At 71.0% G+C, this 22,944-nt stretch carries 24 protein-coding genes; 4 read left to right on the plus strand and 20 right to left on the minus strand.

Translation table 11 applies throughout. The features are described 5' to 3' along the window. Positions 1-65: 65 nt before the first annotated feature. The 4 genes from MOTC310_RS07805 to MOTC310_RS07820 all read right to left on the minus strand — a co-directional run bounded on the left by MOTC310_RS07805 (position 66) and on the right by MOTC310_RS07820 (position 4,394). Complete coding sequence (locus MOTC310_RS07805) at positions 66-1,277, minus strand: multidrug ABC transporter ATPase (protein ID WP_419539870.1); 1,212 nt, start codon at positions 1,275-1,277, stop codon at positions 66-68. An 80-nt stretch (positions 1,278-1,357) separates the two neighbouring features. After that, a complete protein-coding gene (locus MOTC310_RS07810) occupies positions 1,358-2,092 on the minus strand; it encodes a DUF4396 domain-containing protein (protein ID WP_331301374.1) in 735 nt (244 codons plus the stop codon). A 95-nt stretch (positions 2,093-2,187) separates the two neighbouring features. Next, positions 2,188-3,021 carry a hypothetical protein gene (locus MOTC310_RS07815; RefSeq protein ID WP_331301375.1) on the minus strand — a complete coding sequence of 278 codons (834 nt, stop codon included), beginning with the start codon at positions 3,019-3,021 and terminating at the stop codon, positions 2,188-2,190. 11 nt (positions 3,022-3,032) lie between these two features. Further along, complete coding sequence (locus MOTC310_RS07820; RefSeq protein WP_331301376.1) at positions 3,033-4,394, minus strand: hypothetical protein; 1,362 nt, start codon at positions 4,392-4,394, stop codon at positions 3,033-3,035. A 212-nt stretch (positions 4,395-4,606) separates the two neighbouring features. Between MOTC310_RS07820 and MOTC310_RS07825 the strand changes: the two genes are divergently transcribed. Next, a complete protein-coding gene (locus MOTC310_RS07825) occupies positions 4,607-4,819 on the plus strand; it encodes a hypothetical protein (RefSeq protein ID WP_331301377.1) in 213 nt (70 codons plus the stop codon). Between the two features lie 26 nt (positions 4,820-4,845). Here the strand turns inward: MOTC310_RS07825 and MOTC310_RS07830 are convergent, their stop codons facing one another. From MOTC310_RS07830 to MOTC310_RS07840, 3 genes are all read right to left on the minus strand, one after another. Next, the gene (locus MOTC310_RS07830) at positions 4,846-5,148 is read right to left on the minus strand and encodes a metal-sensitive transcriptional regulator (protein ID WP_331294178.1); all 303 of its coding nucleotides are present in this window, start codon (positions 5,146-5,148) and stop codon (positions 4,846-4,848) included. A 66-nt stretch (positions 5,149-5,214) separates the two neighbouring features. After that, positions 5,215-5,979, minus strand: coding sequence for a DNA polymerase subunit beta (locus MOTC310_RS07835; protein WP_331301378.1), 765 nt, complete (start codon positions 5,977-5,979; stop codon positions 5,215-5,217). An 8-nt stretch (positions 5,980-5,987) separates the two neighbouring features. Continuing rightward, positions 5,988-6,731, minus strand: a complete 744-nt coding sequence (locus MOTC310_RS07840; protein ID WP_331301379.1) for a glutaredoxin — start codon at positions 6,729-6,731, stop codon at positions 5,988-5,990. A gap of 136 nt (positions 6,732-6,867) precedes the next feature. Between MOTC310_RS07840 and cueR the strand changes: the two genes are divergently transcribed. After that, positions 6,868-7,341 carry a Cu(I)-responsive transcriptional regulator gene (gene cueR / locus MOTC310_RS07845; protein ID WP_331301380.1) on the plus strand — a complete coding sequence of 158 codons (474 nt, stop codon included), beginning with the start codon at positions 6,868-6,870 and terminating at the stop codon, positions 7,339-7,341. A 23-nt stretch (positions 7,342-7,364) separates the two neighbouring features. Here the strand turns inward: cueR and MOTC310_RS07850 are convergent, their stop codons facing one another. The 7 genes from MOTC310_RS07850 to MOTC310_RS07880 form a co-directional block, all read right to left on the minus strand. Then, positions 7,365-7,697: a four-helix bundle copper-binding protein gene (locus MOTC310_RS07850; protein WP_331301381.1), complete on the minus strand. Its 333-nt coding sequence runs from the start codon at positions 7,695-7,697 to the stop codon at positions 7,365-7,367. A gap of 178 nt (positions 7,698-7,875) precedes the next feature. Further along, complete coding sequence (gene copM / locus MOTC310_RS07855; protein WP_331301382.1) at positions 7,876-8,277, minus strand: CopM family metallochaperone; 402 nt, start codon at positions 8,275-8,277, stop codon at positions 7,876-7,878. A 23-nt stretch (positions 8,278-8,300) separates the two neighbouring features. Further along, entirely contained in the window at positions 8,301-8,666 is a 366-nt protein-coding gene (locus MOTC310_RS07860; protein WP_331301383.1) for a hypothetical protein, read from the minus strand. Between the two features lie 24 nt (positions 8,667-8,690). Beyond that, positions 8,691-11,840, minus strand: coding sequence for an efflux RND transporter permease subunit (locus MOTC310_RS07865; RefSeq protein WP_331301384.1), 3,150 nt, complete (start codon positions 11,838-11,840; stop codon positions 8,691-8,693). A gap of 13 nt (positions 11,841-11,853) precedes the next feature. Further along, positions 11,854-13,623, minus strand: a complete 1,770-nt coding sequence (locus tag MOTC310_RS07870; protein WP_331301385.1) for an efflux RND transporter periplasmic adaptor subunit — start codon at positions 13,621-13,623, stop codon at positions 11,854-11,856. 85 nt (positions 13,624-13,708) lie between these two features. Beyond that, the gene (locus MOTC310_RS07875; protein ID WP_331301386.1) at positions 13,709-14,182 is read right to left on the minus strand and encodes a hypothetical protein; all 474 of its coding nucleotides are present in this window, start codon (positions 14,180-14,182) and stop codon (positions 13,709-13,711) included. A gap of 92 nt (positions 14,183-14,274) precedes the next feature. Further along, positions 14,275-14,487, minus strand: coding sequence for a heavy-metal-associated domain-containing protein (locus MOTC310_RS07880; RefSeq protein ID WP_091881988.1), 213 nt, complete (start codon positions 14,485-14,487; stop codon positions 14,275-14,277). 288 nt (positions 14,488-14,775) lie between these two features. Between MOTC310_RS07880 and MOTC310_RS07885 the strand changes: the two genes are divergently transcribed. Both MOTC310_RS07885 and MOTC310_RS07890 read left to right on the plus strand, forming a co-directional pair. Then, positions 14,776-15,081: a helix-turn-helix domain-containing protein gene (locus MOTC310_RS07885; RefSeq protein WP_331301485.1), complete on the plus strand. Its 306-nt coding sequence runs from the start codon at positions 14,776-14,778 to the stop codon at positions 15,079-15,081. Further along, positions 15,078-16,451: a type II toxin-antitoxin system HipA family toxin gene (locus MOTC310_RS07890; protein WP_331301387.1), complete on the plus strand. Its 1,374-nt coding sequence runs from the start codon at positions 15,078-15,080 to the stop codon at positions 16,449-16,451. The genes MOTC310_RS07885 and MOTC310_RS07890 overlap by 4 nt, the downstream gene beginning before the upstream one ends. Positions 16,452-16,470: 19 nt before the next feature. On the opposite strand, the gene MOTC310_RS07895 is transcribed toward MOTC310_RS07890, so the two are convergent. The 6 genes from MOTC310_RS07895 to MOTC310_RS07920 all read right to left on the minus strand — a co-directional run bounded on the left by MOTC310_RS07895 (position 16,471) and on the right by MOTC310_RS07920 (position 22,919). Next, a complete protein-coding gene (locus MOTC310_RS07895; protein ID WP_331301388.1) occupies positions 16,471-16,947 on the minus strand; it encodes a DUF411 domain-containing protein in 477 nt (158 codons plus the stop codon). 19 nt (positions 16,948-16,966) lie between these two features. Next, positions 16,967-20,140, minus strand: a complete 3,174-nt coding sequence (locus MOTC310_RS07900) for an efflux RND transporter permease subunit (RefSeq protein ID WP_331301389.1) — start codon at positions 20,138-20,140, stop codon at positions 16,967-16,969. Then, the gene (locus tag MOTC310_RS07905) at positions 20,137-21,702 is read right to left on the minus strand and encodes an efflux RND transporter periplasmic adaptor subunit (protein ID WP_331301390.1); all 1,566 of its coding nucleotides are present in this window, start codon (positions 21,700-21,702) and stop codon (positions 20,137-20,139) included. The genes MOTC310_RS07900 and MOTC310_RS07905 overlap by 4 nt, the downstream gene beginning before the upstream one ends. Continuing rightward, on the minus strand, positions 21,699-22,109 hold the full coding sequence (locus tag MOTC310_RS07910; RefSeq protein WP_266280556.1) for a FixH family protein: 411 nt from the start codon (positions 22,107-22,109) through the stop codon (positions 21,699-21,701). Before MOTC310_RS07910 ends, MOTC310_RS07905 begins: the two co-directional genes overlap by 4 nt. A gap of 81 nt (positions 22,110-22,190) precedes the next feature. Continuing rightward, positions 22,191-22,631, minus strand: coding sequence for a hypothetical protein (locus tag MOTC310_RS07915; RefSeq protein ID WP_331301391.1), 441 nt, complete (start codon positions 22,629-22,631; stop codon positions 22,191-22,193). An 87-nt stretch (positions 22,632-22,718) separates the two neighbouring features. Continuing rightward, a complete protein-coding gene (locus MOTC310_RS07920; RefSeq protein WP_331301392.1) occupies positions 22,719-22,919 on the minus strand; it encodes a heavy-metal-associated domain-containing protein in 201 nt (66 codons plus the stop codon). Positions 22,920-22,944: the final 25 nt, after the last annotated feature.

Consider the following 22,944-nt stretch of genomic DNA (forward strand, 5'->3'; position numbering starts at 1 on the left):
GGGAATTCCGGCGGCTCGACCCGGACCTCGGCTTCGCCCGTTCGAAGACGCCCCGGCCTCGCGGCCTAGGCCGCCGTCAGGGCCGGCCGGGCGTTGTCGGGATGAGGGGCGGACGCCGGCTCCGGCCGCGCGACGGCCCGCGTGACCTCCTCGAAGCGGGCCCGCGCGTCCGACCATCCCTGCGCGAAGTCGAAGAGCTCGCGCAGGGCCGGCGCGATCTCCTTGTAGGCCGCGAGCGCCGCGACCAGCGCCCCGAGCGAGAGACGGCCCTGGATGACGAGGTAGCCGCCGACCGAGAAGAAGAAGAACGGCGTCAGGTTGGCCGTGTAGTTGTAGAGCCCCTTGAGCCGACCCTTGAGGTCGGCGATCTCGACGCGCACCCGCTCCAGCGCCTCGGCTTGGCGCATCTGCCGGAGCAGGGCCGGAGGATGGCCCGCGGTCCCGGCTTCCGGCGCGGTCAGGAGGCCGCCGAGGGCCCGGGTCGCATGCACCCGCTCGCGCACCTTGGCGTTCAGGCGCCGCTGCAGCCGCGGCAGGAGGGTGAGCTGCACCGGCAGCATCACCAGCGCGGCGAGCGCCAGGGCGGCGTCCTGGAGGAGCAGGAAGGCCACGCTGGTCAGGAGCGTGCCGCCCTGGACGAAGGGCACGGCCACCAGGCCCGCGCCGGCGTAGCCGATGGGCTCGACCTCCTGCACGGCGACGGCGGCGAGCGCCGCGCGGCGCTCGGGCGAGCGCTCCCCGCGGGCCCGCCGGAAGACGGCGAGGCGCAGCCGGCGCACGAGGCGCTCGTTGAGGCCGCCGCGCGCCCGGTTGACCGCGTACTTGGCGAGGCCGCCCAGCGTCAGCACGGCGAGGTAGCTGGCGCACAGCGCGAACAGGAGCTCGACGCGTCCCAGTTCGAGCCCGAGGAAGGCCATGCCGGGACGGACGTCGCCCTCCGCGTCCGAGAGGGCGTGGTTGATGATGTGCTTGGGGATCTCCAGGAGGAGCCACGCGGCCGGCAGCGTCAGGAGCGAGAGCAGCACCAGCCGCAGCTGCGGGCGCAGCGTCGCCCGCAGGACGTAGCGCTCAAGGCGCCACGCTCCCGGGCTCGCCGCGCCGGGCAGGTGCCGGTCGCGCAGCGTGCGCCAGGCGAGGCGCAGCGCCATCCACCCCGTCCACGCCGGCGCCACGACGAGGACGAGGAGCGACACCAGCTCCATCCACCAATGGCCGTGGGGCCCGTCGAGGCCGGCGAAGCGGTGGATCAGGTCGTGGACGACGACGGGCGTGAACAACGCTGGCACCGTGACGGGAATGCGGATGCCGGCGGATAGGCCCCGCCGCGCGACCAAGCCGGATGGGAGGCCATGCCGGCCTACATACGTTCCTTGATGCCGGACCCGACGAGCCACCAGTTCACCGGGTAGCTGGTCAGGAATCCCGCGACCATGGCGAGCTGCATGGCGGCCCAGAACTCGACCGAGTTCACCGGGGCCCGCTGCCCTGCGAGGTGCGGGAACACGTAGAATTGGGCGAGCGCCATGAACCCGTACATGCCCACCTGCCACGAGATCAGCGACAGGGTGTCGGCCTTGACGGCCGCGACCAGCCCCTGGCCGGGCGACAGCCCCCGCATCGGCACGATGGCGTAATACTGGAACACGATCCCGAGCGCGTAGGCGAACACGAAGTCCAGGACCCAGACCGCGTACATCTTCTCCTCGAACAGCGAGTGCCAGCCGAACCAGACCGCCACCGCCGGCACCAGGAAGGCCAGCCACTCGGCGGCGACGTCGCCCAGCATGCAGCCGCTGCCGCAGTGGAGCGCGCCCTTGCCGACCATCACCGGGAACGGCGTTTGCGTCATGTTCGGAGGCTTCTCGTCCCGCTCCATCGCGTGGTGGTGCGCCTCCATCGTGGCGAGCCGCCCGTAGCGGTAGTAGGCCCAGACCACGGCCACCGTCCCGAACAGGGCGCAGACCGGCCAGACGACGTTCATCACCGTCATGTGCTGCGGATGCCGGATCACCTGGACGGACAGCAGCAGCGAGCACGCCGCCCCCAGCAAGAGGGCACAGATGGACAGGACGTGGAACCACTCGGGAAACATGCGGCGACCCCCCCTCGGAGACGCCCGTGTAACATACCCCCCAGGGGTAGGGTTCCCGGACGCGGCGCAACCCTCCCGTCACATCGGGGCGAGGATCACCGCGGCGGGTCCCAGGAATACGGGAAGCTCAGGGTGTGCTGCAGGCCGGCCGTCACGCGGAAGTCCTGGCGGCGGTCGCCGCCGAAGCCGACGCCGACCGCCCCGACCAGCACCGTCTGCGGCGTCGCCATGTAGCGGGCGCCGACCTCGGCCAGGTTGACCGCGCGGCCACGCTCCCGGTCGGTCTCGCGGTAGACGTCGGCGACCAGCACCACGCTGTTGGAGACCGGCTGGCTGTAGGCGACGCCGACCCGGTAACGGTCGCGCCGCTCGGCCTCCCGGCCGGTGGTCGGGTCGTAGTTGTGGAACCACGACGCGTTGAAGTGCACCTGGCGCGGCACGTAGGAATACGGCGATAATCCCTCCGGGTCGGGCGTGCCGAGCGACTTCGTCGCCAGGAACTTGAGCTCGGTCTCGGTCCCCCCGGCCATCCGGCCGTAGGGCGTGTTCACCCCGAGCGCGACCGCCATGGCAGGCAGGACCAGCCCCTCCTGGTTGAAATTGTAGAAGCCCTGCGCCCGGAACTCGCCCTGGTCGGTGTCGCTCGCGTTGCCGAGCCTGTACGGGGCCTCGACCGAGAGCTGGAAGTTCTTGAAGGCGCCCCATTCCAGGCGCGGCACCGCCATCAGGCTGCTGGCGCCGCGCGGGTCGTTCCGGATGCGGTTGTACTGGAAGTAGGACTGAGCTTCGAGGCCGTTCTCCTTGATCGGGTAGGCGTCCTCGATGGTGACGGGCAGCCCCTCCTCCAGGTTGGAGTGGTCGGCGGCGAAGGTCGGGCCGGCGGAGAGGGCGAGGAAGGCCGCGAGCGCGGCGCGCGTGGTCGTCGACATCGGGCGTCTCCTCAGCGGGCGGCGACGTGGGCCGGGCCGAGGCCCGGCTCGACCGACATGTCGATGGGGGCGACGTCGGGCATGCGGGCGGCCTTGGCCTTCCATGCCTGGACCATGTGCTCGACCATCATCGCCGGAGCCTCGCCCGGCTCGGTCGACCCTGGCATCGTCATCATGCCGGGCGCGACCTGCATCAGGGCGTCGTGGAGGGAGCCGGGCACCTCGCCGGGCTCGATCCCGAGCCGGCCGTTCATCATCGCCTGCCGCATGACGGCGGCCCGCTGCGCCTTCGGGAGGCCGCCCGGGTACATCATCGGCAGCATCTCCATGAGCATGTCCATCATGATCATGCCCATGGCGCCCTGGGGCGAGCGCACCCAGGCGGGATAGGTCCTGGGATCGAAGTCGGGGTGCGGCTCGCGGAACTTACGGGCGTAGGCCTCGTCGCCGGGCTGGTGGCCCATGGCCTCGATGACCCGGTACATCTCGGCCCGCTTCTCCTCGACCGACCAGCCCTTGTAGGCGAGGATCGAGTAGGCGATGCCGTGCAGCATGTGCAGGTTGTCGAAGATGTTCGCGCTCTCCGGGCTCATCCGGGCGTAGCGCGGCATGATCTCGCGCGAGAGCAGCATGCGGCCGGGCCGCGCCGGCATGACCTCACGGTACATGAGGTCGATGGTCTGGGACATGGCGACCTCCTGGTCGCGGTTGCCCGAGATCATCTGCGTCTCGTAGGCGGCCGGGTGCCACCAGTGGGCGACGTAGAACAGGCCCTGGTCTAGCGGATAGAAGTTCCTGAAGTAGTTGAAGTAGGGCTTCATCATGATGCCGGCCCGCCGCATGGTCAGCTCCAGCGGGGCGACGCTGCGGGGCACGCCCGGCGTCTGCATCGTGAGGTAGTATTTGACCGCGCGGTCGGTCCACGCCTTCTTCTCGGCCCACGGGATCTCGCGGAACGCCATCACGTCGTAGGTCTGCTCGTGATGCATGTGCGTCCAGTCGATGGTCCGGAACAGCGTGTGCATCGCCCGGTCGACGTAGTTCGAGTAGTACGGCATCTCCGGCTCGATGGCCGGCGGGTCTAGCAGCCACTCCCTCGCCTCGCGCTCGAAGCGGGCGTCGACCGCGGCGTGGTCCTCGAACCGGGTGAGCTGCAGCAGGTCGTGCTGCTTCGAGTGGAAGAAGTGCATCCCGGCCCCGATGCGGTACGCCTTGTTGAGCCGGTAGTAGAAGGCGAGGTTGTAGGGTCCCCTGAGGAAGCTGACCTCGTTGCGCTGCTCGATGCCGCCGAGCGCCCGGGCGGCTGTGCCGCTCAAGGGCGAGCCGGCCGCCGCCGCGAGCGCCCCGGCCAGGAAGCTTCGCCGTCCGATCATGTCGCCCTCCTCGAATTATACCCCCAATGGGTATTTTCTTGAGAGCGCGGCGAACAGGGGGCAACGGTCCGGCACCCCGGGATGCGCGTCGTTTGCCACCGACCGTGGCAGATCCGTCACGCGCGGTGGAGATGGACGAGCGGCACGTGCGGGACCATGTGGCACGGCATGACCAAGCGTGGGCGAGCAATGACCCTCGCCGGAGGCCAGCCTTGAACCCGATCCACCACACGGTCCTGCTGACGAACGGCTCCGCGCAGACCATCGACCTTCGGCAAGTGGCGAAGGTGGACGGGGGCACGCTCGTCCTGGGCGGCCCCCTGCCCGCCACGACCATCACCATGGCCGACGGCACCGTCTACGCGTGCACCTTCCTGACGCTGGGTCAGGTGATCACGGCGATGCAGGCCCACGGCCTCGCCTGAGCCCTGCCGGAAGGGACCCGCGCCCGTCAGACGACCTTGGCGACGAGGCGGCTCATCTCGTCGGCGAGCCGCCGGCGCTCCTCCTCGGGCAGGTTCCCGGTGAGCGCGGCCTGCACGAGCGCCTGCATGTGGTCGCGCAGCATGTCGGACTGCACCCGCCGGAGGGCCGCGATGACGGCGTCGGCCTGGTGGGCGACGTCGACGCAGTAGCGGCCGTTCTCGATCATCTGCTGCAGGCCGCGGACCTGCCCCTCGATGCGGCGCAGCCGCGCGATCTGGCGGGTATGGTCCACGGCCACGCCGCCGTGCCTGTCGTCCGGTTCGCTCATCTCGGGTCCGTGCTGCGACAGCCAAGATAGGCGCCCGGACGCTCCGCCGGAACCCCGGGGGCGTATTCAGGCCAGGGACAGCCCGTCCTCCGCCGCCGCCCCGACGAAGGCGAGCGCGTCCCGGCGACGCTCGTCCCGGTCCGCGTACAGGGCCGGCGCGCGGGGCTCGCGCCGCATGCGCAGCGCCTCGTCGACGATGCGCCGCCAGCGCGCCTCGAAGGCGATCAACCCGTAAAGGCCGGCCTCGGACTTCGACGGGATGCGTCGGAGCGCGAGCAGGTAATGCAGCCGGCAGGCACACAGGACGGCCTCGTCGACCTCCATGGCGCCGGCCGACGCCCGCAGCGCGTCGAACGCCCCAACCGCCCACCCGTCGACCTCGGGCACGTCGCGCCACGCCGGCGTCGGCCCGTGCAGGGTCAGCGCGTGCTCGGAGAGGGCGAGCCTGTCCACCGGGCGGCGCCGGTGCCGCGACCGCGGCTCGAAGCGCCCCTCCCGGACGGCGGGCCCCTCCGCCTCCGACCCCTCCCGACCGGAGCCGATGACATAAATGCCGTCGAGGGCGGGGCCGCCTGCCGAGGACATGTTTGCGTGCAGGTCGGCGAGCCGTCCGAACGCCTCGTCGTCGGGCGGGCGCGCGAGGACGGCGACGAAGTCGAGGTCGCATCGTCCGGGCACGAAGTCGTCGAGCGCCGCGGAGCCTATCACGTGGAAGCCCGCGACGAGGCCCGGAAGCATCCCGTTCGCGGCCGACAGGAAGCGCGCGGCCGCCGCTGCCGCCAGCGGGTGCGGCTCGCGGTCCAGGTCCGGGAAGAAGGACGGGGCCGGCACCGGTCGGCTCAATGGTGGACGGCGAGCATCCAGACGGCCATGGCGACCATCATCACGTTCTCGGTGAGCGAGACGAACCCGAGCGGCACCTTGCTCGACCCGCCGACGCAGGCGCACTTGATGTCGCGCTTGTCGACGTAGACGGCCTTGAACACCGAGACCGCCCCGACCGTGCCGATGAACAGCGCCACGGGGATCGACAGCCAGTTCAGGGCGCCCGCCACCATCAGGACGCCGGCGATGCCCTCCAGGAACGGGTAGGCGTAGGCGTAGCGGACCCAGCGCCGGCCGAGCAGGTCGTAGCCCAGGAACATCGACGAGAAGCTCTCGACGTCCTGCAGCTTCAGGAGGGCCAGCACGCACATGCTGAAGGCGATGAACCACTCGGCCGCGCGCATCGTCAGCGGCGTCCCGTACACGGCGTAGCTCGCCGCCAGCGCCATCAGGGCCGTCATCGAGAACACCGCGATGACGGGGGTGTAGGTCGTGGCGTTCGGGTCGTTGGCGGCCTTGCCGAAGTGGCGCTGCAGGTCGTCGAAGCCACCGACGCGCTCGCCGTTGATGAAGGTCTGCGGTGTCGACTTGACCTGGTGCTCCGCCTTGAAGCGGTCGGTCTCCGCCCGGTCGGTCAGGAAGTGGTCCTCGACCTCGAAGCCCTGGCGTTCGAGGAGATCCTTGGCCTTCAGGCCGTAGGGGCAGGTGTGTTCGGGGGTGACCATCCGATAGAGGACGGCCTTGCGGGCAGCTTGCATCGTAAGCTCCGGACGAGAGGCTGGACCGGTCCCGCCCTGCGCACCCCAGGTTCGGGGCGGCGGACGGGTTCGGTCGTCATGGGTTGCGGATGGTTGTGAACCTTCCCATCATAGTAAGGTCAACACGGGGTTCGTCATGAACATCGGCCAGGCCGCCCGGGCCTCCGGGGTCTCGGCCAAGATGATCCGCCACTACGAGAGCATCGGCCTCGTGCCCCCGGCCGACCGGCGGGACAGCGGCTACCGGGACTACGGCGCCGCCGACCTGCACCGGCTCGGCTTCATCCGGCACGCCCGGGACCTCGGCTTCTCCCTGGAGCGCATCAGGGTGCTGCTCGGCCTCTGGAGCGACCCCGGCCGGAGCAACGCCGACGTGAAGGCCATCGCCAGGGCGCACGTCCGGGAACTGGAGGATCGCGCCCGCCAACTCAACGAGATGGCCGACGCCCTGCGCACGCTGGCCGACGCCTGCGACGGCGACGGGCGACCGGACTGCCCGATCATCGCCAGCCTGGAGACCGGGGCGGACGCCCCTGCCTGCCACCCGAAACCCGCCGCGACGGCGCCCGCCCGCTCGGCGCCGCGCGGCAAGGTCCGCGTCGGGCGCTGAGGAGCGGGCGTCGGGGCGACTGCTCACGCCGCCATCTTCCGGCAGCTCTCGGCGCAAGCCCGGCACTGCCGGACGCAGTCGTCCATGTCGCCGACCTGCTCGCAACTCCGCGCGCACGCCTCGCAGACCTCGGCGCAGGCCCGGCAGGTGTGCTTGTGCTCGGGGGTGCCGATCAGCATGAAGTGCGCCGAGGTCCGGCACATCTCCGCGCAGGCCATCATCAGCCGGAAGTGCCCCGGCTCGACGTGCTTGCCGCCGGCCGGAAGGCAGTGGTTCGAGGCCATCCCCAGGCAGGTCTGGTAGCAGCGCAGGCATTCGTCGATGCAGGACTGCATCTCGCTCGACATCTGGTGCATAGGTGTTCTCCGTCCATCGGTAGAAAAGTTTGCGGCACGACTGGAACGCTGACCAGGTTTCACCAAAGTCAGTCAGGCATGCTTAAATATAGAACCCGCCGAACAGCGAAACGTTCAGAGATAAATACTCTGCCACATCACGTGCCCGGGGGATCAAACCACACGCGGAAGCGAAGGCTCAGTTGGCGCCCTTCCTCTTGAGGAACGCTTCCATCTGGGCGATCTCGACATCCTGGGCCTTGATGATCTCCTCGGCCAGCTTCCGGATCTCGGGGTCCTTGGAATACTGCAGGGCCACCTTGGCCATGGCGACGGCGCCCTTGTGGTGGGGGATCATGCCGCGCACGAAGTCGACGTCGACGTCGTTCGAGTAGCGGATGTCCATGTTCCGATGCATCTCGGCGTCGACGTCGCGGAACGCCTTGGTCGCCGGCGTGTCCGTCTGGGCCGTGGACGCCGGCACGGGATGGTGGCCGGAGTGGTCCATGTGCTCGCCGCCCTTCATCTCGTGGGCGGCCGCCGCGCCCGCGAGGGCAAGGGCGAGGGTTGCGGCGGCGGCGGTCTTGGTCAGGGTCTTCATCGTCGTGCCTTCCCGTGGGTCGATCAGTTGAACTTGCCGCTGGCGGTCTCACCGCCGGGCCCCGTGAGCTGCACGGCGCCCTTCGGGCTGTCGCCGAGCGCGGTCGCGGCCTTGCCGGTCATGCGGTTGCCGTCCGCCGGCTCCAGGGGCACGCGGGCCGGCTTGCCGCCGACGACGAGGATGGCGGTGCCCTTGAAGCCGGCCGCGGGGACCGGCTTCTGGCCCTCGTCGGACAGGAACACGTCGACGGTCTCGCCCTTGGCGACCAGCTCGACGTGGAACTTGCCGGCGTCCGTCACCCGGCCGCCGTGCTGGCCGGCGGTCTCGTGGGCGCAGACGGCCGACGCCGTGAGAAGGGCGGTGATCAAGGCCAGCCTGGGTAGGATCATCGTGGGTCTCCTGGGATGTGCGGGTCAGTAGGCCTCGGCCGGGCGCGGGCGCGCTCCGTCCGGGGATGGGTGGGCCGGCGCCTCGGCGTGGAGGGCGCGCAGCCGCTCCAGCGGCTTGCGGCCGAAGCGCAGGAACAGGACGGGGGTCAGGAAGGTGTCGAGCAGCGTCGCGCTGACGAGGCCGCCGAAGATCGTCACCGCGACCGGGTGCAGGATCTCCTTGCCCGGGCTCGCCGCGTCGTAGAGCAGCGGCACCAGGGCGACGCCGGCCGAGAGCGCCGTCATCAGCACCGGGGTCAGCCGCTCCAGGCTGCCGCGGATGACGAGGTCGGGTCCGAACGGCACGCCCTCGTGCAGCGACAGGTTCAGGTAGTGGCTGATCTTGAGGATGCCGTTGCGCGCCGCGATGCCGGTCAGCGTGATGAAGCCGATCATCGACGCCACCGAGAGCGGTTGCCCGACCAGCCACAGGGCCGCCACCGAGCCGATCAGGGCGAGCGGCACGTTGCCCATGATGATGAGGGCCAGCGCGGCCGAGCGGTAGCGGCTGAACAGGATGGCGAAGACCAGGGCCAGGGACAGCGCTGAGAGCGCCGCGATGGTCCGGCTCGCCTCCTCCTGCGCCTGGAATGTCCCCTCCAGGCTGGTGAAGAAGCCCGGCGGCAGCGGCTCCTTCGCCACGGCCTCGCGGATGGCCGCCACGATGGTGGCCATGTCGCTCTCGCCGTTGGTGTTGGCCTGGACGACGATGCGGCGCCGGGCGTTCTCGCGCAGGATCTGGTTCGGCCCGTCGGTCTCGCGGATGTCGGCGACCTGCCGCGCCGGCACCCAGCCCGAGGGCGTCTCCAGCAGCAGGTCGCCCAGCCCGGTCGTGGTCCGGCGGTTCTCCGAGAGGCGCAGGACCACGTCGAAGCGGCGCACGCCGTCGACGACCGTCGAGACCACCCGTCCGTTCGATAGGCGGCTGATCTGCTCGACGACCGCCGCCGGCTGCACGCCGTAGAGGGCCGCCCGGGTGTAGTCGACGCGCACCTCCAACTGCGGGATGCGCACCTGCCGCTCGACCTGCAGGTCGACGAGGCCCGGGATCGCGGCCATCCGGTCGCGCAGGGAGTTGGCCACCCGGCGCAGGGCGTCGAGGTCCTCGCCGAACACCTTGAGCGCGATCTCGGCGCGCACGCCCGAGAGCATGTGGTCGAGCCGGTGCGAGATCGGCTGGCCGACGTTGACCGCCACCGGCAGGGCCGCGAGGCGCCCGCGGATGTCGGCGACGAAGGACTCCTTCGGACGCTTGGCGCCTTCGTCGAGCGCCACCTCGATCTCGGACGAGTGGACGCCCTCGGCGTGCTCGTCGAGCTCGGCCCGGCCGGTTCGGCGGCCGACCGCCTTCACGCCCGGGATGTCCAAGAGCAGCTTCTCGGCGATCAGCCCGACCCGGTTGCTCTCGGCGAGCGAGATGCCCGGGTTGAAGGTCATGTTGACGGTGAACGAGCCCTCGTTGAACGGCGGCAGGAAGGCCCGCGGCAGGTTCCAGGCGGCCACGCCCGCGGCCATCACCGCCGCCGCGACGGTGCCGACCAGCAGGCCCTTGTGGCGGAAGGCGACCCGCAGGAGGGCGGCGTTGCCGCGCTTGAGCAGCTTCAGGAAGCGGCTGTCGTGCTCCTCCAGGTTCTTCAAGCCCGGCAGCAGGAGCGAGGCCAGCACCGGCGTCAGGGTGATGGAGGTGAGGAGGCTCGCCAGGATCGAGATGATGTACGCCTGCCCCAGCGGCGCGAAGAGCCGGCCCTCGATGCCCGACAGTGCGAAGAGCGGCACGAACACCAGGATGATGATCAGCGTCGCGTAGACGATGCCGGAGCGCACCTCGTTCGAGGCCTCGACCACCACCTGGAACACGCTCTTCGGGTTGCCGGCCCGCCGGTTCTCGCCGAGCCGGCGAAAGATGTTCTCGACGTCGACCACCGCGTCGTCGACGAGCTCGCCGATGGCGATGGCCAGCCCGCCCAGCGTCATCGTGTTGATGGACAGCCCGAACAGGTGGAACACCACCGCGGTCGTCAGCACCGAGACCGGGATGGCGAGCAGCGAGATGGCCGTGGTGCGCAGGTTCAGCAGGAAGGCGAACAGCACCACCGCCACCACCAGCACCGCCTCCAACAGGACGCGCTCGACGTTGCGGATCGAGGTCTCGATGAAGTCGGCCTGCCGGAACAGGACCTGGTCGGCTCGGATGCCGGCCGGCAGGGTCGGCGACATCTCCTTCAGGGCGGTCTCGATGCTGCGGGTCAGCCGCACGGTGTCGACGTCCGGCTGCTTCTCGACCGAGACGATGACCGAGGGCTTGGCCATGTAGCCGGCGTCGCCCCGCTTCGTCCGGGCGGCGAAGGAGACCTCGGCCACCTGGCGCAAGTGGACCGGCGTCTCGGCGACCGTCGCGACCACGAGGTTGCGCAGGTCGTCGAGGCTCATGGTCCGGCCGATGTTCCGGATGAGGTACTCGCGGGAATGCTGGTCGGTGAAGCCGCCGCCGGCATTGGTGCCGAACTGCGCCAGCGCCGTCTCAAGCTGGGCGTTCGTCACCCCGAGCGCGCGCATGGCGGCCGGGTTCGGGCTGACCCGGAACTGGCGCACCTCGCCCCCGATGGGGATGACCTGCGCCACGCCCGGAATGGTGAGGAGCCGGGGCCGGATGGTGAAGTCGGCGACCTCGCGCACCTGCATCGGGGTCGCGGTCTCGCCGGTCACCGCCACCAGCAGGATCTGCCCCATGATGGAGGAGATCGGCCCCATGACCGGGGTCACGCCCCGGGGAAGCTGGTCCTGCACCAGGGACAGCCGCTCGGCGACCTGCTGGCGGTTGCGGTAGATGTCCGTGCCCCAGTCGAACTCGACGTAGGTGATGGACAGCCCCACGCCCGAGACCGAGCGCACCCGGGTCACCCCCGGCAGCCCGTTCATCCGGGTCTCGATGGGGTAGGTGACGAGCTGCTCGACCTCCTGGGGGGCGTAGCCCTCGGCCTCCGTCATGATGGTGACGGTCGGCTTGTTGAGGTCGGGGAAGACGTCGACCGGGAGCTTGGTCGCGGTCAAGACGCCGTAGAGCACCAGCACCGTGGCCATGGCGAGGACGAGCAGGCGGTTGCGGACCGACTGGCTGACAAGGAAGGTGAACATCGGGCGGCCCTCCTCAGCGCACCTGGTCGAGGAGCTCGGCGCCCTGGGTCACGACCCGCTTGCCGGGTCCGATCCCCTCGGCGACCAGCACGCGGCCGCCGTCGAGCGGCTCTACGCGCACGGGCCGGGCCTCGAAGCGCTCGGCGGTGGTGTGCTCGTAGACGACGTCCTGCCCGTTGCCGGTGCGCACGACCGCCGCGCGCGGCAGCGCCAGGCCGGACTGCTCGGTGTCGGTCCCGGCCAGCACGGTGACGAACTGGCCGACGCGCAGGCCGGAGGCGTCGCCCTGCACCGCGAACTGCACCGGGATGGCCTGGTTGCGGTCGGCCAGCCCCGTGCCCTGGTAGGCGAGCTTCAGGGTGCGCCCGTCGGCGAGCCGCGCCGTGGCGTTCTGGGCCGCCGTCAGGGCATCGAAGCTCAGCGCCTCGACCCAGAGGCGGTTCGGGTCGACGATCTGGAAGACCATGGCGCCGGGTGCCGCCATCTGGCCGGCGACCGCGGTCGCCTGCGCCACCACGCCGTCGACGGGGGCGACCAGGGTCTCGGGCTGTTGCCTGATCTTGTCGAGGGCCGCGCGGCGGTCGTGCAGCCCGTTGAGCTCGGCGACCGCATCGTCGAGTTGGGTCTGGGCGACGGCGCCGGTCGTGGCGAGCTTCCGGAAACGCTCGACCCGACGCTCGACGATGGCGATCTGCTGGTCGAGTTCGCCCTGGCGCTGGCGCATGTCGGAGACGTCGACGGCCTGGACCGGCGGGGTCACGGTCGCGAGCACGTCGCCCTTGCGCACCTTGGTGCCGAGGCGCGGGAACAGGCCGGACGGCGGCGGCGAGAGACGGCCGCCGACCGAGGACTGCACGACACCGCTGGCGTTCGGGTCCGGGATGATGCGGCCGGGCATCTCGACCGAGCGGTGGAAGCTGCCCTGCTCGGTCATGGTAGTGCGCAGGACCAGCAGGCGCTGGGTCGGTTTCGGCACGAAGACGGAGCCGTCGGGCAGGCGCTGCGCGAGGTCCGACGAGGCCGGCGTGGTCTGGCGCGGCTCGATCAGGGCGGCGCCCTGCACGGGCGCGCCGTGATCCTCGTCGCCGTGCGCGAAGGCGGCGGTGCCGAGGACGATGGTGATGCCGATGGCGACCAGCGCCACCGCCGGAGCGCCACGGCGCCCGCGTGCGAGCGCCGTCACGAGCACGCCGAGCAAGAAGGCGACGGCGACCGCGGCCACCAGGGCCGGGTCCTTGGCCGTCAGCCGCTCCCGGACGTCGTGGGCGACCTCGGAGACGCGCGCCAGGGCAGCCTGAGCCGTGGCCGGCTTGGCAGGCGCCGCGGCCGCGGCGACCTTCGGGTCGGGCACGGTGACCGCGACGGTGAGCACGTCGACGTCCTTGCCCGCGGTGACGGTCGCGACGAGTTCGTGCCGGCCCGGCTTCGACAGCCACGGGGCCGGCAGCGCGTAGCCGCCGTCGGTCGTGGCGGTCGCGACCTTGGGACCGTCCGGCGTCTCGACCTCGATGGTCGCGCCGGGCACCGGCTCGTTCGTCCGGAAGCGGTCGAGGAACAGCGTCAGGGTCCCGTCGCGCGGGATGGCGACGAGCTCGAAGGCGTCCGAGAGCGCCTCGCCGCGCGGGGCGATGGTCTTCGAGACAGGGGGCTGGGCGGCGCCGTGGTCGTGCCCCTCGTGGGCGAGCGCCGGCCCCGCCAGGACGGCGGCAAGCAGCGCCACCGCGCGCAGGGCGGCGGCAAGCAGCGCCACCGCGCGCAGGGCGGCGGCAAAACGGGTCGACATGAACAGGAATCCTCGCGTCGGGAAGTCCAGACGGCGCCGTTCTCGGGCGCACTCCGGGCGTCGCGCGCCTCAGGCGCGCCCTACTTCACGCGAGGGTTCGTGGGGGCTTGGGCAGGGCCTCGGGGCCGGCGCCCGAACGGCCGGCGACGTCGCGCGGGATCAGCGTGACGGTCCGGAACAGAGCCGGCGACAGGGCATAGGGCCCGGACAGGACGCCGGTGGCGCAGCAGGCCATCGTCCCGCAGCAGCGGGTCTTGCAGCCGACCGGGCAGCACTCGTCCTGTTCCGGCTCGATGCGCGCGCCGTCGACCGTGGTCGGGGCGAGCGCGACCCTGGCCCATGCCGACATTACGGCCCGGACGGCGACCTTGGGCGCCGCGGAGACCGTGGGCGCGACGGCCTTAGGCGCCGGCGACGGGGCGAACTTCGGCTGCGCCGCGGCGTGGTGGCCGTGGTGCGCGTGCCCCTCGTGGGCCTGGACGGCGGACGGCGCGACGTAGGCGATGATCGCGAGGATCATCGCCGCCATCAGGCGCACGATTTGCCGGTCGAGGCTCATGAGTTCTGGCTTACACCGATTCCGGTGGCGGGACTATGTCCGCCGTTGAGACGTGAATGCCTGCAAGCAAATTTGGTTGCCGTCGCGGCGTTTCAAGCCGCCGCGGGCAGCGGCTCGGCCGGGAAGCCCGCCGCGGCGATGGCCTGGGCGATCCGGTCCGCCGGGCCGGCGGCATCCGACACGGTCACTAGCTTGGCTCCGAGCTCGACCTCGACTCGGGCGTTCGGCTCGATGCCTTGGACCGCGCGGGTCACCGACTTGGCGCAGCCGCCGCAGCCCATCTTCTCGACCTTGAAGCGATGCATGACGTTCTCCCGTGGATGGCGTCAGGCACAGATGGGGCTTCCCATCATGGGAAGGTCAAGGCCCGGCGGGGGCCGGGCCAGTCACCGAGTTCGGACGAGGGCACGGGGGAGTAGCCTTACGGTATCATGCATGAACCGTATCGCGTGCATTTGGATCATATATAATCCCTTGTGAGGGGTTTGTAGGGCATTCCTCGTGGACGCCGGATAACGGATCATGTATGATCCTCAAACTGCCATTGCGGTTCATGAACGAGGCGTATGATGCGATCCGGGACGGGTGACGTGATGCCCATGTCCGTGCGGCGCTCCCTGAAGAAGCTGGGCCGCGACATCGCGCTCGCCCGGCGCAAGCGTCGCCTCACCGTCGAGATGATGCTGGAACGCACCGGGCTGTCGAAGGCGACCTATGCCCGGGTCGAGCACGGGGAGGCCTCGGTCGGCATGGGCGCCTACGCGATGGCCCTGCACGCGCTCGGCCTGGGCCCCGCGCTCGGGGATCTCGCCGACCCGCGCGGGGACGACGCCGGCCTGCTGATGGAGGAGGCGCGCCTGCCCAAGCGCGTGCGGCGGACGGCGGAGGCCAGGGGATGAACCGCGCGATGGACGTCTACCTCGACGACGAGGTGACCAAGGTGGGCGTTCTCCGCCATGCGGCTTCCGGCAATCGGGAGAGCTCCTCCTTCGAGTACGACCGGGCGTGGCTCGCGCGCGCGGGTCGTTTCATGATCGACCCGGCCCTGCCGCTGGTCGGGGGCGCGCAGTTTCCCGCCAAGGGCACGAGCGCGCGCGCGTCCGTGTTCTTCGGCTGCTTCGCCGACAGCGAACCCGACGGGTGGGGCAAGGTGGTGATCAACCGCGACAGGGCCAAGCGGCGCAGGGATGCCGCGGACCGCGGCGAACCCGTGGACGGACGCCCGGTCGACGGGCTCGACTACCTGCTGGCGGTCGACGACGTCAGCCGCCTGGGCGCGTTGCGCCTGCGCGATGGCGCGGGGGTCTTCCAGCGGGTCTCGGAGCCCAGCCGACGCGGCACACCGCCCCTCGTCACGTTGGCGGACCTGCTCAGGGCGAGCCGCGCCGTCGAGACGAACACGGAGACGGCAGCCGACCTGCGCTACCTGCTCGGGCGCGGCACCTCGCTCGACGGGATGCGCCCCAAGGCGTCCGTCTTCGACGAGGATGGCACCCTGTGCATCGGGAAGTTCCCGAGCGTGCGCGACGAGCGCGCGGTGACGAAGGGCGAGGTGCTCGCCCTCCGCCTGGCCGCCGCGGCGGGCATCGAGGCCGCGCAGGCCCGCATCGTCCACGCCAACGACACGCCGGTCGCGTTGGTGCGCCGGTTCGACCGGATCGGGGAGCGCCGTCTCATGTACGCCTCCGCGCGCACGCTCATGGGCGTGACCGACGACGACGACCACACCTACACCGAGATGGCCGACACGATGCGGACCACGGCCCTCGCCTTCGCCAAGGACGCGCGCGAGCTCTGGAAGCGGATGGTCCTCAACATCCTGATCACGAACGTCGACGACCACCTCAACAACCACGGCTTCCTGCATGTGGGGAACGGACACTGGCGACTGGCCCCGGCCTTCGACGTGAACCCCTTCCCGGACAAGGCGCGCCTGCTGAAGACCTGGATTCACGAGGACAGCGGCCCCGATGCGAGCGTCGACGAGGCGCTGCGCGCCGCCGGCCGGTTCAGCCTGAAGGCCAAGGACGCCAAGGAGGCTCTGGGCGAGGTCGAGGACGCGGTCGCGCGCTGGCGCGAGATCGCCCGGGAGCCCGGCGTCGGGATGACGGCGACGGAGGCCGAGCAGTTCTCCGAGGCGTTCGAGCACCCCGAGCGGAAGGCGGCGCAGAAGGCGCGGGCGACCGTGTCGCGCGCGGCGGCCCCGCCGCCTCCGGTTCCGCCGGCGGAGGCGGAGCCGGCCCCTGCATCGGGTCCCGGTCCACGGTGACGCGGCCCGCCGAAAGGTGTCACGCCGGGTTCGCTCCCCGGTAGGAGGCGAACGGCTCACGTCCGGCCGGCCCGAACAGGACGACCTCGTAGGTGTCCGGCTCCATGCCCTCGACCTCCATGCCGGGCGAACCGGCCGGCATGCCCGGCACCGCCAGCCCGGTGGCCTTGGGCTGCTCCGCCAGCAGGCGCTTGATCGCGCCGGCCGGCACGTGCCCCTCGATTGCGTAGCCGCCGACCTGGGCGGTGTGGCAGGAGGCGAGGTCACGCGGCACCCCGAGGCGCGCCTTCACGGGGTTCACGGGGCCCTCGGTCACCGTCACCGTGAAGCCGGCCTCGCGCAGGTGGGTCACCCACTTCTCGCAGCAGCCGCAGTTGGGGTCCTTGGTCACCGCGACCGTCGGCAGGCCCTGCGCCAGGGCGCCGCGCCCAAGAGCCAACCCCGCCGCCAACCCTGCGAGCATCGCACGTCGTGACGGCATCATATCGCTTCCCATCGCCTTCTCCCGTTCGCACTCACTCGGCCGCCTCGGGCAGCCGCATGTCCTCTTCCACCGCCTCGGGCGCGACGGCATCGGACGGCGGCAGGCCCCACCCCTTCACCAGCGCGTAGACCGCCGGGATCACAACCAGGGTGAGGACGGTCGAGGAGACCATCCCGCCGATCATCGGCACCGCGATGCGCTGCATGACCTCCGACCCCGCGCCGGTGCTCCAGAGGATGGGCAGGAGTCCGGCCATGATGGCGACCACCGTCATCATCTTCGGACGCACGCGCTCGACCGCGCCGACCATGATGGCGCGCCGCAGGTCCGCGCGCGTGAACGGGCGCTCCTCTCGCGCGCAATCGGCCCGGACCTCGTCGAGGGCATGGTCGAGGTAGACCAGCATGATCACGCCGGTCTCCGCCGCGACGCCGGCGAGCGCGATGAAGCCTACCGCCACCGCGACCGACATGTTGAAGCCCATCCACCAGAGCAGCCACACCCCGCCGACCAGGGCGAAGGGCAGCGAGAGCATCACGATGAGCGTCTCGGTCAGGCGCCGGAAGTTGAGGTAGAGCAGCAGGAAGACGACGAGCAGCGTCAGCGGCACCACGATCCGCAGCCGCGCCTCGGCCCGCTCCAGGTACTCGTACTGCCCGCTCCACTGGAGCGTCGTCCCCTGGGGCAGCTTGACCTCGTCGGCCACGGCCCGGCGCGCCTCCGCCACGTAGCCGCCGAGGTCTCGGCCGGCGATGTCGACGAAGACGTAGACCGCGAGCTGCCCGTTCTCGGTGCGGATCGAGGTCGGGCCGCGGGTCAGCTCGACCTTGGCCACCTCCCGCAGGGGCACCGTGCCGCCGGCCGGCAAGGGCACCTGCACCTCGTCGGCGATGGCCCGCGGGTCCGAGCGGAAGGCGCGAGGGTAGCGCACGTTCACCGTGTAGCGCTCCCGGCCCTCGACGGTGTTCGTCACGGCCTGGCCGCCGAGCGCCGTGGCGATGACGTCCTGCACGTCGCCGACCATCAGGCCGTAGCGGCCCAGCGCCTCGCGGTCCGGCGTGATGTCGAGGAAGTAGCCGCCGATGACCCGCTCGGCGTAGGCGCTCGACGTGCCGGGCACGTTCCGGACCACCGCCTCGACCTGCCGGGCGACGCCTTCCATCTGCTTCAGGTCGGTGCCCAGCACCTTGATGCCGACCGGCGTCCGGATGCCGGTCGAGAGCATGTCGATGCGGGCGCGGATCGGCTGCGTCCAGGCGTTCGACACGCCCGGGAACTGCAGGGCCGCGTCCATCTCCGCCTTGAGGCTCGCCAGCGTCACGCCCGGCCGCCACTCCGCCTTGGGCTTCAGGGCGATGACCGTCTCGAACATCTCCATCGGCGCCGGATCGGTGGCGGTGCTGGCGCGGCCGGCCTTGCCGTAGACCGAGGCCACCTCGGGGAAGGACTTGATGATGCGGTCCTGGGTGGCCAGCAACTCGCCCGCCTTGGTGACCGAAATCCCCGGCAGGGTGGTCGGCATGTAGAGCAGGCTGCCCTCGTCGAGGTCGGGCATGAACTCGGAGCCGAGCTGCCGGGCCGGCCAGACAGTTGCCGCCAGCACGCCCACGGCGAGCAGGATGGTGAGCACCCGCGCCCGCAGCACGCCGGCGATGAGCGGCCGGTACAGCCAGATGAGCAGGCGGTTGAGCGGGTTGTGGTGCTCCGGGATGATGCGGCCGCGCACGAACAGCACCATGAGGGCCGGCACCAGGGTCACCGACAGGAGCGCGGCGGCCGCCATGGCGAAGGTCTTGGTGTAGGCGAGCGGGCCGAATAGCCGGCCCTCCTGGCTCTCCAGGGTGAAGATCGGCAGGAAGCTCACCGTGATGACGAGGAGCGAGAAGAACAGCGACGGCCCGACCTCGCTCGCCGCCTCGACCAGGATCTCGACCCGGGGCTTGCCCGGCGGCGCCCGCTCCAGGTGCTTGTGGGCGTTCTCGATCATCACGATGGCGGCGTCGATCATGGCGCCGACCGCGATGGCGATGCCGCCCAGGCTCATGATGTTGGCGCCGATTCCGAACGCCTTCATGCCGGCGAGCGCCATCAGGATGCCGACCGGCAGCATGAGGATGGCCACCAGCGCGCTGCGGACGTGCAGGAGGAAGACGACGCAGACGAGGGAGACGACGATGCTCTCCTCGACCAGCGTGTGCCGCAGGGTATCGATGGCCGCGTCGATGAGTTGGGAGCGGTCGTAGACCGGCAGGATCTCCGTGCCGGCCGGCAGGCTTTTCGCGACCTCGGCCAGCTTCGCCTTGACCCCCTCGATGACGCTGAGTGCGTTGGCGCCGAAGCGCTGCAGGACGATGCCGCCGGCGACCTCACCCTCGCCGTTCATCTCGGTGATGCCGCGCCGCTCGTCCGGCCCGAGCTCGACGCGGGCGACGTCCCGCACCCGCAGCGGCGTGCCGCCGGAGGTCTTGAGGACGATGTTCTCGATGTCGGCGACCCCCTTCAGGTAGCCCCGCCCGCGCACCATGAACTCGAACTCGGAGAGCTCGACCGTGCGGCCGCCGACATCGGCGTTGCTCGACCGGATGGCGTCCCGGAGCTTGTTGAGGCTGATGCCCTGCGCCCGCAGCCGGTTCGGGTCGACCACGACGTTGTACTGCTTCACGAAGCCGCCGACGCCCGCAACCTCGGCCACGCCCTCCGCGCGCGAGGCCCCGAAGCGGATCACCCAGTCCTGGATCGAGCGGAGCTCGGCGAGCGTCCGCTCCCTCGCCACGACGACGTACTGGTAGACCCAGCCGACGCCGGTCGCGTCGGGGCCGAGGGTCGGCGTCACGCCCGCCGGAAGCTTGCTGCCGGCCGCGTTGAGGTACTCCAGCACCCGGGAGCGGCCCCAGTACGGGTCGGTGCCGTCCTCGAAGATGACGTAGACGAAGGACACGCCGAAGAACGAGAAGCCGCGCACCACCTTCGCCTTCGGCACCGTCAGCATGGCGGTGGTCAGCGGGTAGGTGACCTGGTCCTCGACGACCTGGGGCGCTTGGCCCGGGTACTCGGTATAGACGATGGCCTGCACGTCCGAGAGATCGGGGATGGCGTCGAGCGGCAGTGTCCGCAGCGCGAGGACGCCGGTCGCTACCGCGAACACCGTCCCGATCAGCACCAGGACAAGGTTTCGGGCCGACCAGCCGATGAGGCGCGCGATCACGGCTTGCCCCCCGCGTTCGACGCCTGGCGGTCGTCCTTGGCATCTTTCGGGGCGGCAAGGGACTGGAGCGCGGCCTTGAGGTTGCTCTCGGCGTCGATCAGAAAATTCGCCGCCGTGACCACCCGGTCGCCGGCCGAGACGCCGTCCCGGATCTCGGTGTAGCCCTCGCCGCGGACGCCGACCTTCACCTCCCTGGGCTCGAACCGGCCCTCGCCGCGGTCGAGGAGGACCACCTGCCGCTCGCCGGTGTCGATGACCGCGTCGTCCGGCACGGCCACGACCGGCTTGGCATCGCCCGTGCCGATCTCGACGTCGGCGTACATGTCGGGCAGGAGCGCGCCGTCCGGGTTCGGCAACTCGATGCGCACCCGCGTCGCCCGGGTATCGGGGTTCACCTGCGGGTAGATCACCGACACCTTGCCGGCGAACGTCCGGCCCGGGGCAGAGCGCAGGCGCACGGTGACGGACTGGCCCACGCGCACCGAGGCGAGATCGCGCTCGGGCACGTCGGCCAGCACCCACATCGTCGAGATGTCGCCGATGCGGAACAGGGTATCGCCGGCCGCCGCCTTCATGCCCTCGACGGCGGTCCGCTGCAGCACGATGCCGTCCCGGGCTGATGACCAGGTGATGGCCATCGGCACCTTCCGGGTGCGCTCCATCTCGTCGATGACCGCCTCGGAGACGTTCAGGTTCTGGAGCCTGCGGCGCGCCCCGTCGAAGCCCGGGTTGGCGATGAGCTGGGCCGCGGCCGCGTTGATCTCGGGCGAGTAGACGTGGACCAGCGCCTGGCCCTTGCGGACGCGGTCGCCCGTCGTGACGTTCTCGACGTGGTCAACGTAGGCGTCGGACCGGGTGGCGATGACGGTCACGCGCCGCTCGTCGAGGGCGAGCGTGCCAGGCACGCGCACCGGTTGCGCCACGACCCGCCGGTCCACGACCTCGGTGCGCACGCCGGTGCGCTGGACCTTGCCGGGCGAGACGGTCACGACGTTCCCGCCCTCGTCCTCCCCTGTATAGACGGGGATGTAGTCCATCCCCATCGAGTCCTTCTTCGGCACCGGCGAGGTGTCGGGCAGGCCCATCGGGTTGCGATAGTAGAGGATCTTGCGGGCGCCCCCGGCCGGCTTGGCGGTCTCGCCCTGCGCCATGCCGGCCATGGCATGCTTGGACATGTCGTGCCCGGCCATGTCGCCGGGCATGGCTTCCCCTCCCTCCGGGTCGTCGAAGCGGACGTCCTCGCTCGCCCGGACGGCCCGGAACTCGCGCCCGTCCTCGGTCGCCATCATGGACGCCGAGTAGACCGGCTTCCCGTCGGGGTCCTGATAATAGACCACCGGCCCGGACGCCTTCGCCGAGGCGGGCGCAGCCGCCCGTCCCATGCCGGCTGGCAGCCAACCGGCGAACCGCACGGGGACGCGCCCCACCAGCGCCGGCACGAACTCGGATCGGGCCCGTTCCACGAACGCCGGCACGGCGGGGGCCCCGTGCCCGGCGACGTAGCCGACGCCCCCCGCCGCGAACGCGGCGAGGGTCCCGGCGAGCCATGCCGACCGGCTCACTTGACGGCCTGGAAGACGAGCTTGTCCTCGACCGTGCCGTTCTCGCCCTGGACCTTGGCCCCGAGGGAGAGACGCCAGCCACCGGCCATCGAGAGCTTGGCCTTGAAGCGGTACACGCCCGGCTCGGTCGACGGCACCTGCTCGATCTTGGTGACCATCTCGTCCATGCTGTCGGGAGCCATGTCGAGGCGCTTGGCGAAGATGACGGCGTCGGGCACCGGCTTGCCCGTGCGCTTGTCCACGAGACGCACGGCGACGATGGCCTCGCCGACCTTCGCCTCCTGCTGCACGAGCTGGAACTGGTAGTCCTTGATGTCCGCACGGGCGGGCACGGTCAGCGCCGACGCCGCGAGGGCGGCGCCGAGCAGCGCGGCCGGCACGGCGCGCGCGAAGGGGTTCTTGGTCACGGGTGATGTCTCCTGAACGCGATGGATGGCAGCGCGCGGGCGCGCGTCACCGTGCCGGCGCAAGCGCCGGCGGCATCGGGTTCAGGCTCGGGGTGGCTCGGGTAACGGCGTCCCGTGCACGCTGGCGAAGGTGGTGGGGTCCGGCCAGATCACGCTCGCGCGGGTGGCGACGGGCACCGGGACCGGGACCGCGACGGGCAGAAGCGAGGCCACGTTCGCCAGGCACAGGGCCATCAGCGGGCAGCCCTTGGCGCAGTCGGGCTTGGCGGCCTCGGCCTTCGGGCAGCACGGCATGTCGTCCATGTCCATGCCAGCCATGTCAGCCGCCATGGCCGCGTGGTGACCCATGGCGGCGTGATCCATCCCAGCCATGCCGGGGTCGGCAGGGCCCGTCGCGTGACGGCCGTGGGCCATCGACGCGTGCATGCCCGCGGTGGCCGCGGGGGCGGTCACCGGCGTCAGGGCGAGGCTGAGGACCGCCAGGAGCGGCAACAGTCGCCGGAGGGCGAGCCAGAACGTCACGAATCCAGGATGCCAAATTCCGGGCCGGCGCGAAACCCAGCCGACGGTTTCAGGAACGGCGAACGCGCAGGTTGGTTGCGCCGGGCCTCAGGCCGGCACGGCGGGGTAGCCGGCGGCGGAAATGGCGGTGGCGATACGGTCGGCGGGCCCCGTGGCGCCCGATACGGTGACGAGCTTAGCCCCCAGGTCGACCTCGACGCTGGCGCCCGGCTCGACGCCCTGGACGGCGCGGGTCACGGACTTGGCGCAGCCGCCGCAACCCATCTTCTCGACCTTGTAGCGGTACATGACGCTCTCCTTCCGGTGGTGTCAC

It is taken from the genome of Methylobacterium oryzae (assembly GCF_036441375.1).
GTDB lineage: Bacteria > Pseudomonadota > Alphaproteobacteria > Rhizobiales > Beijerinckiaceae > Methylobacterium > Methylobacterium oryzae_A.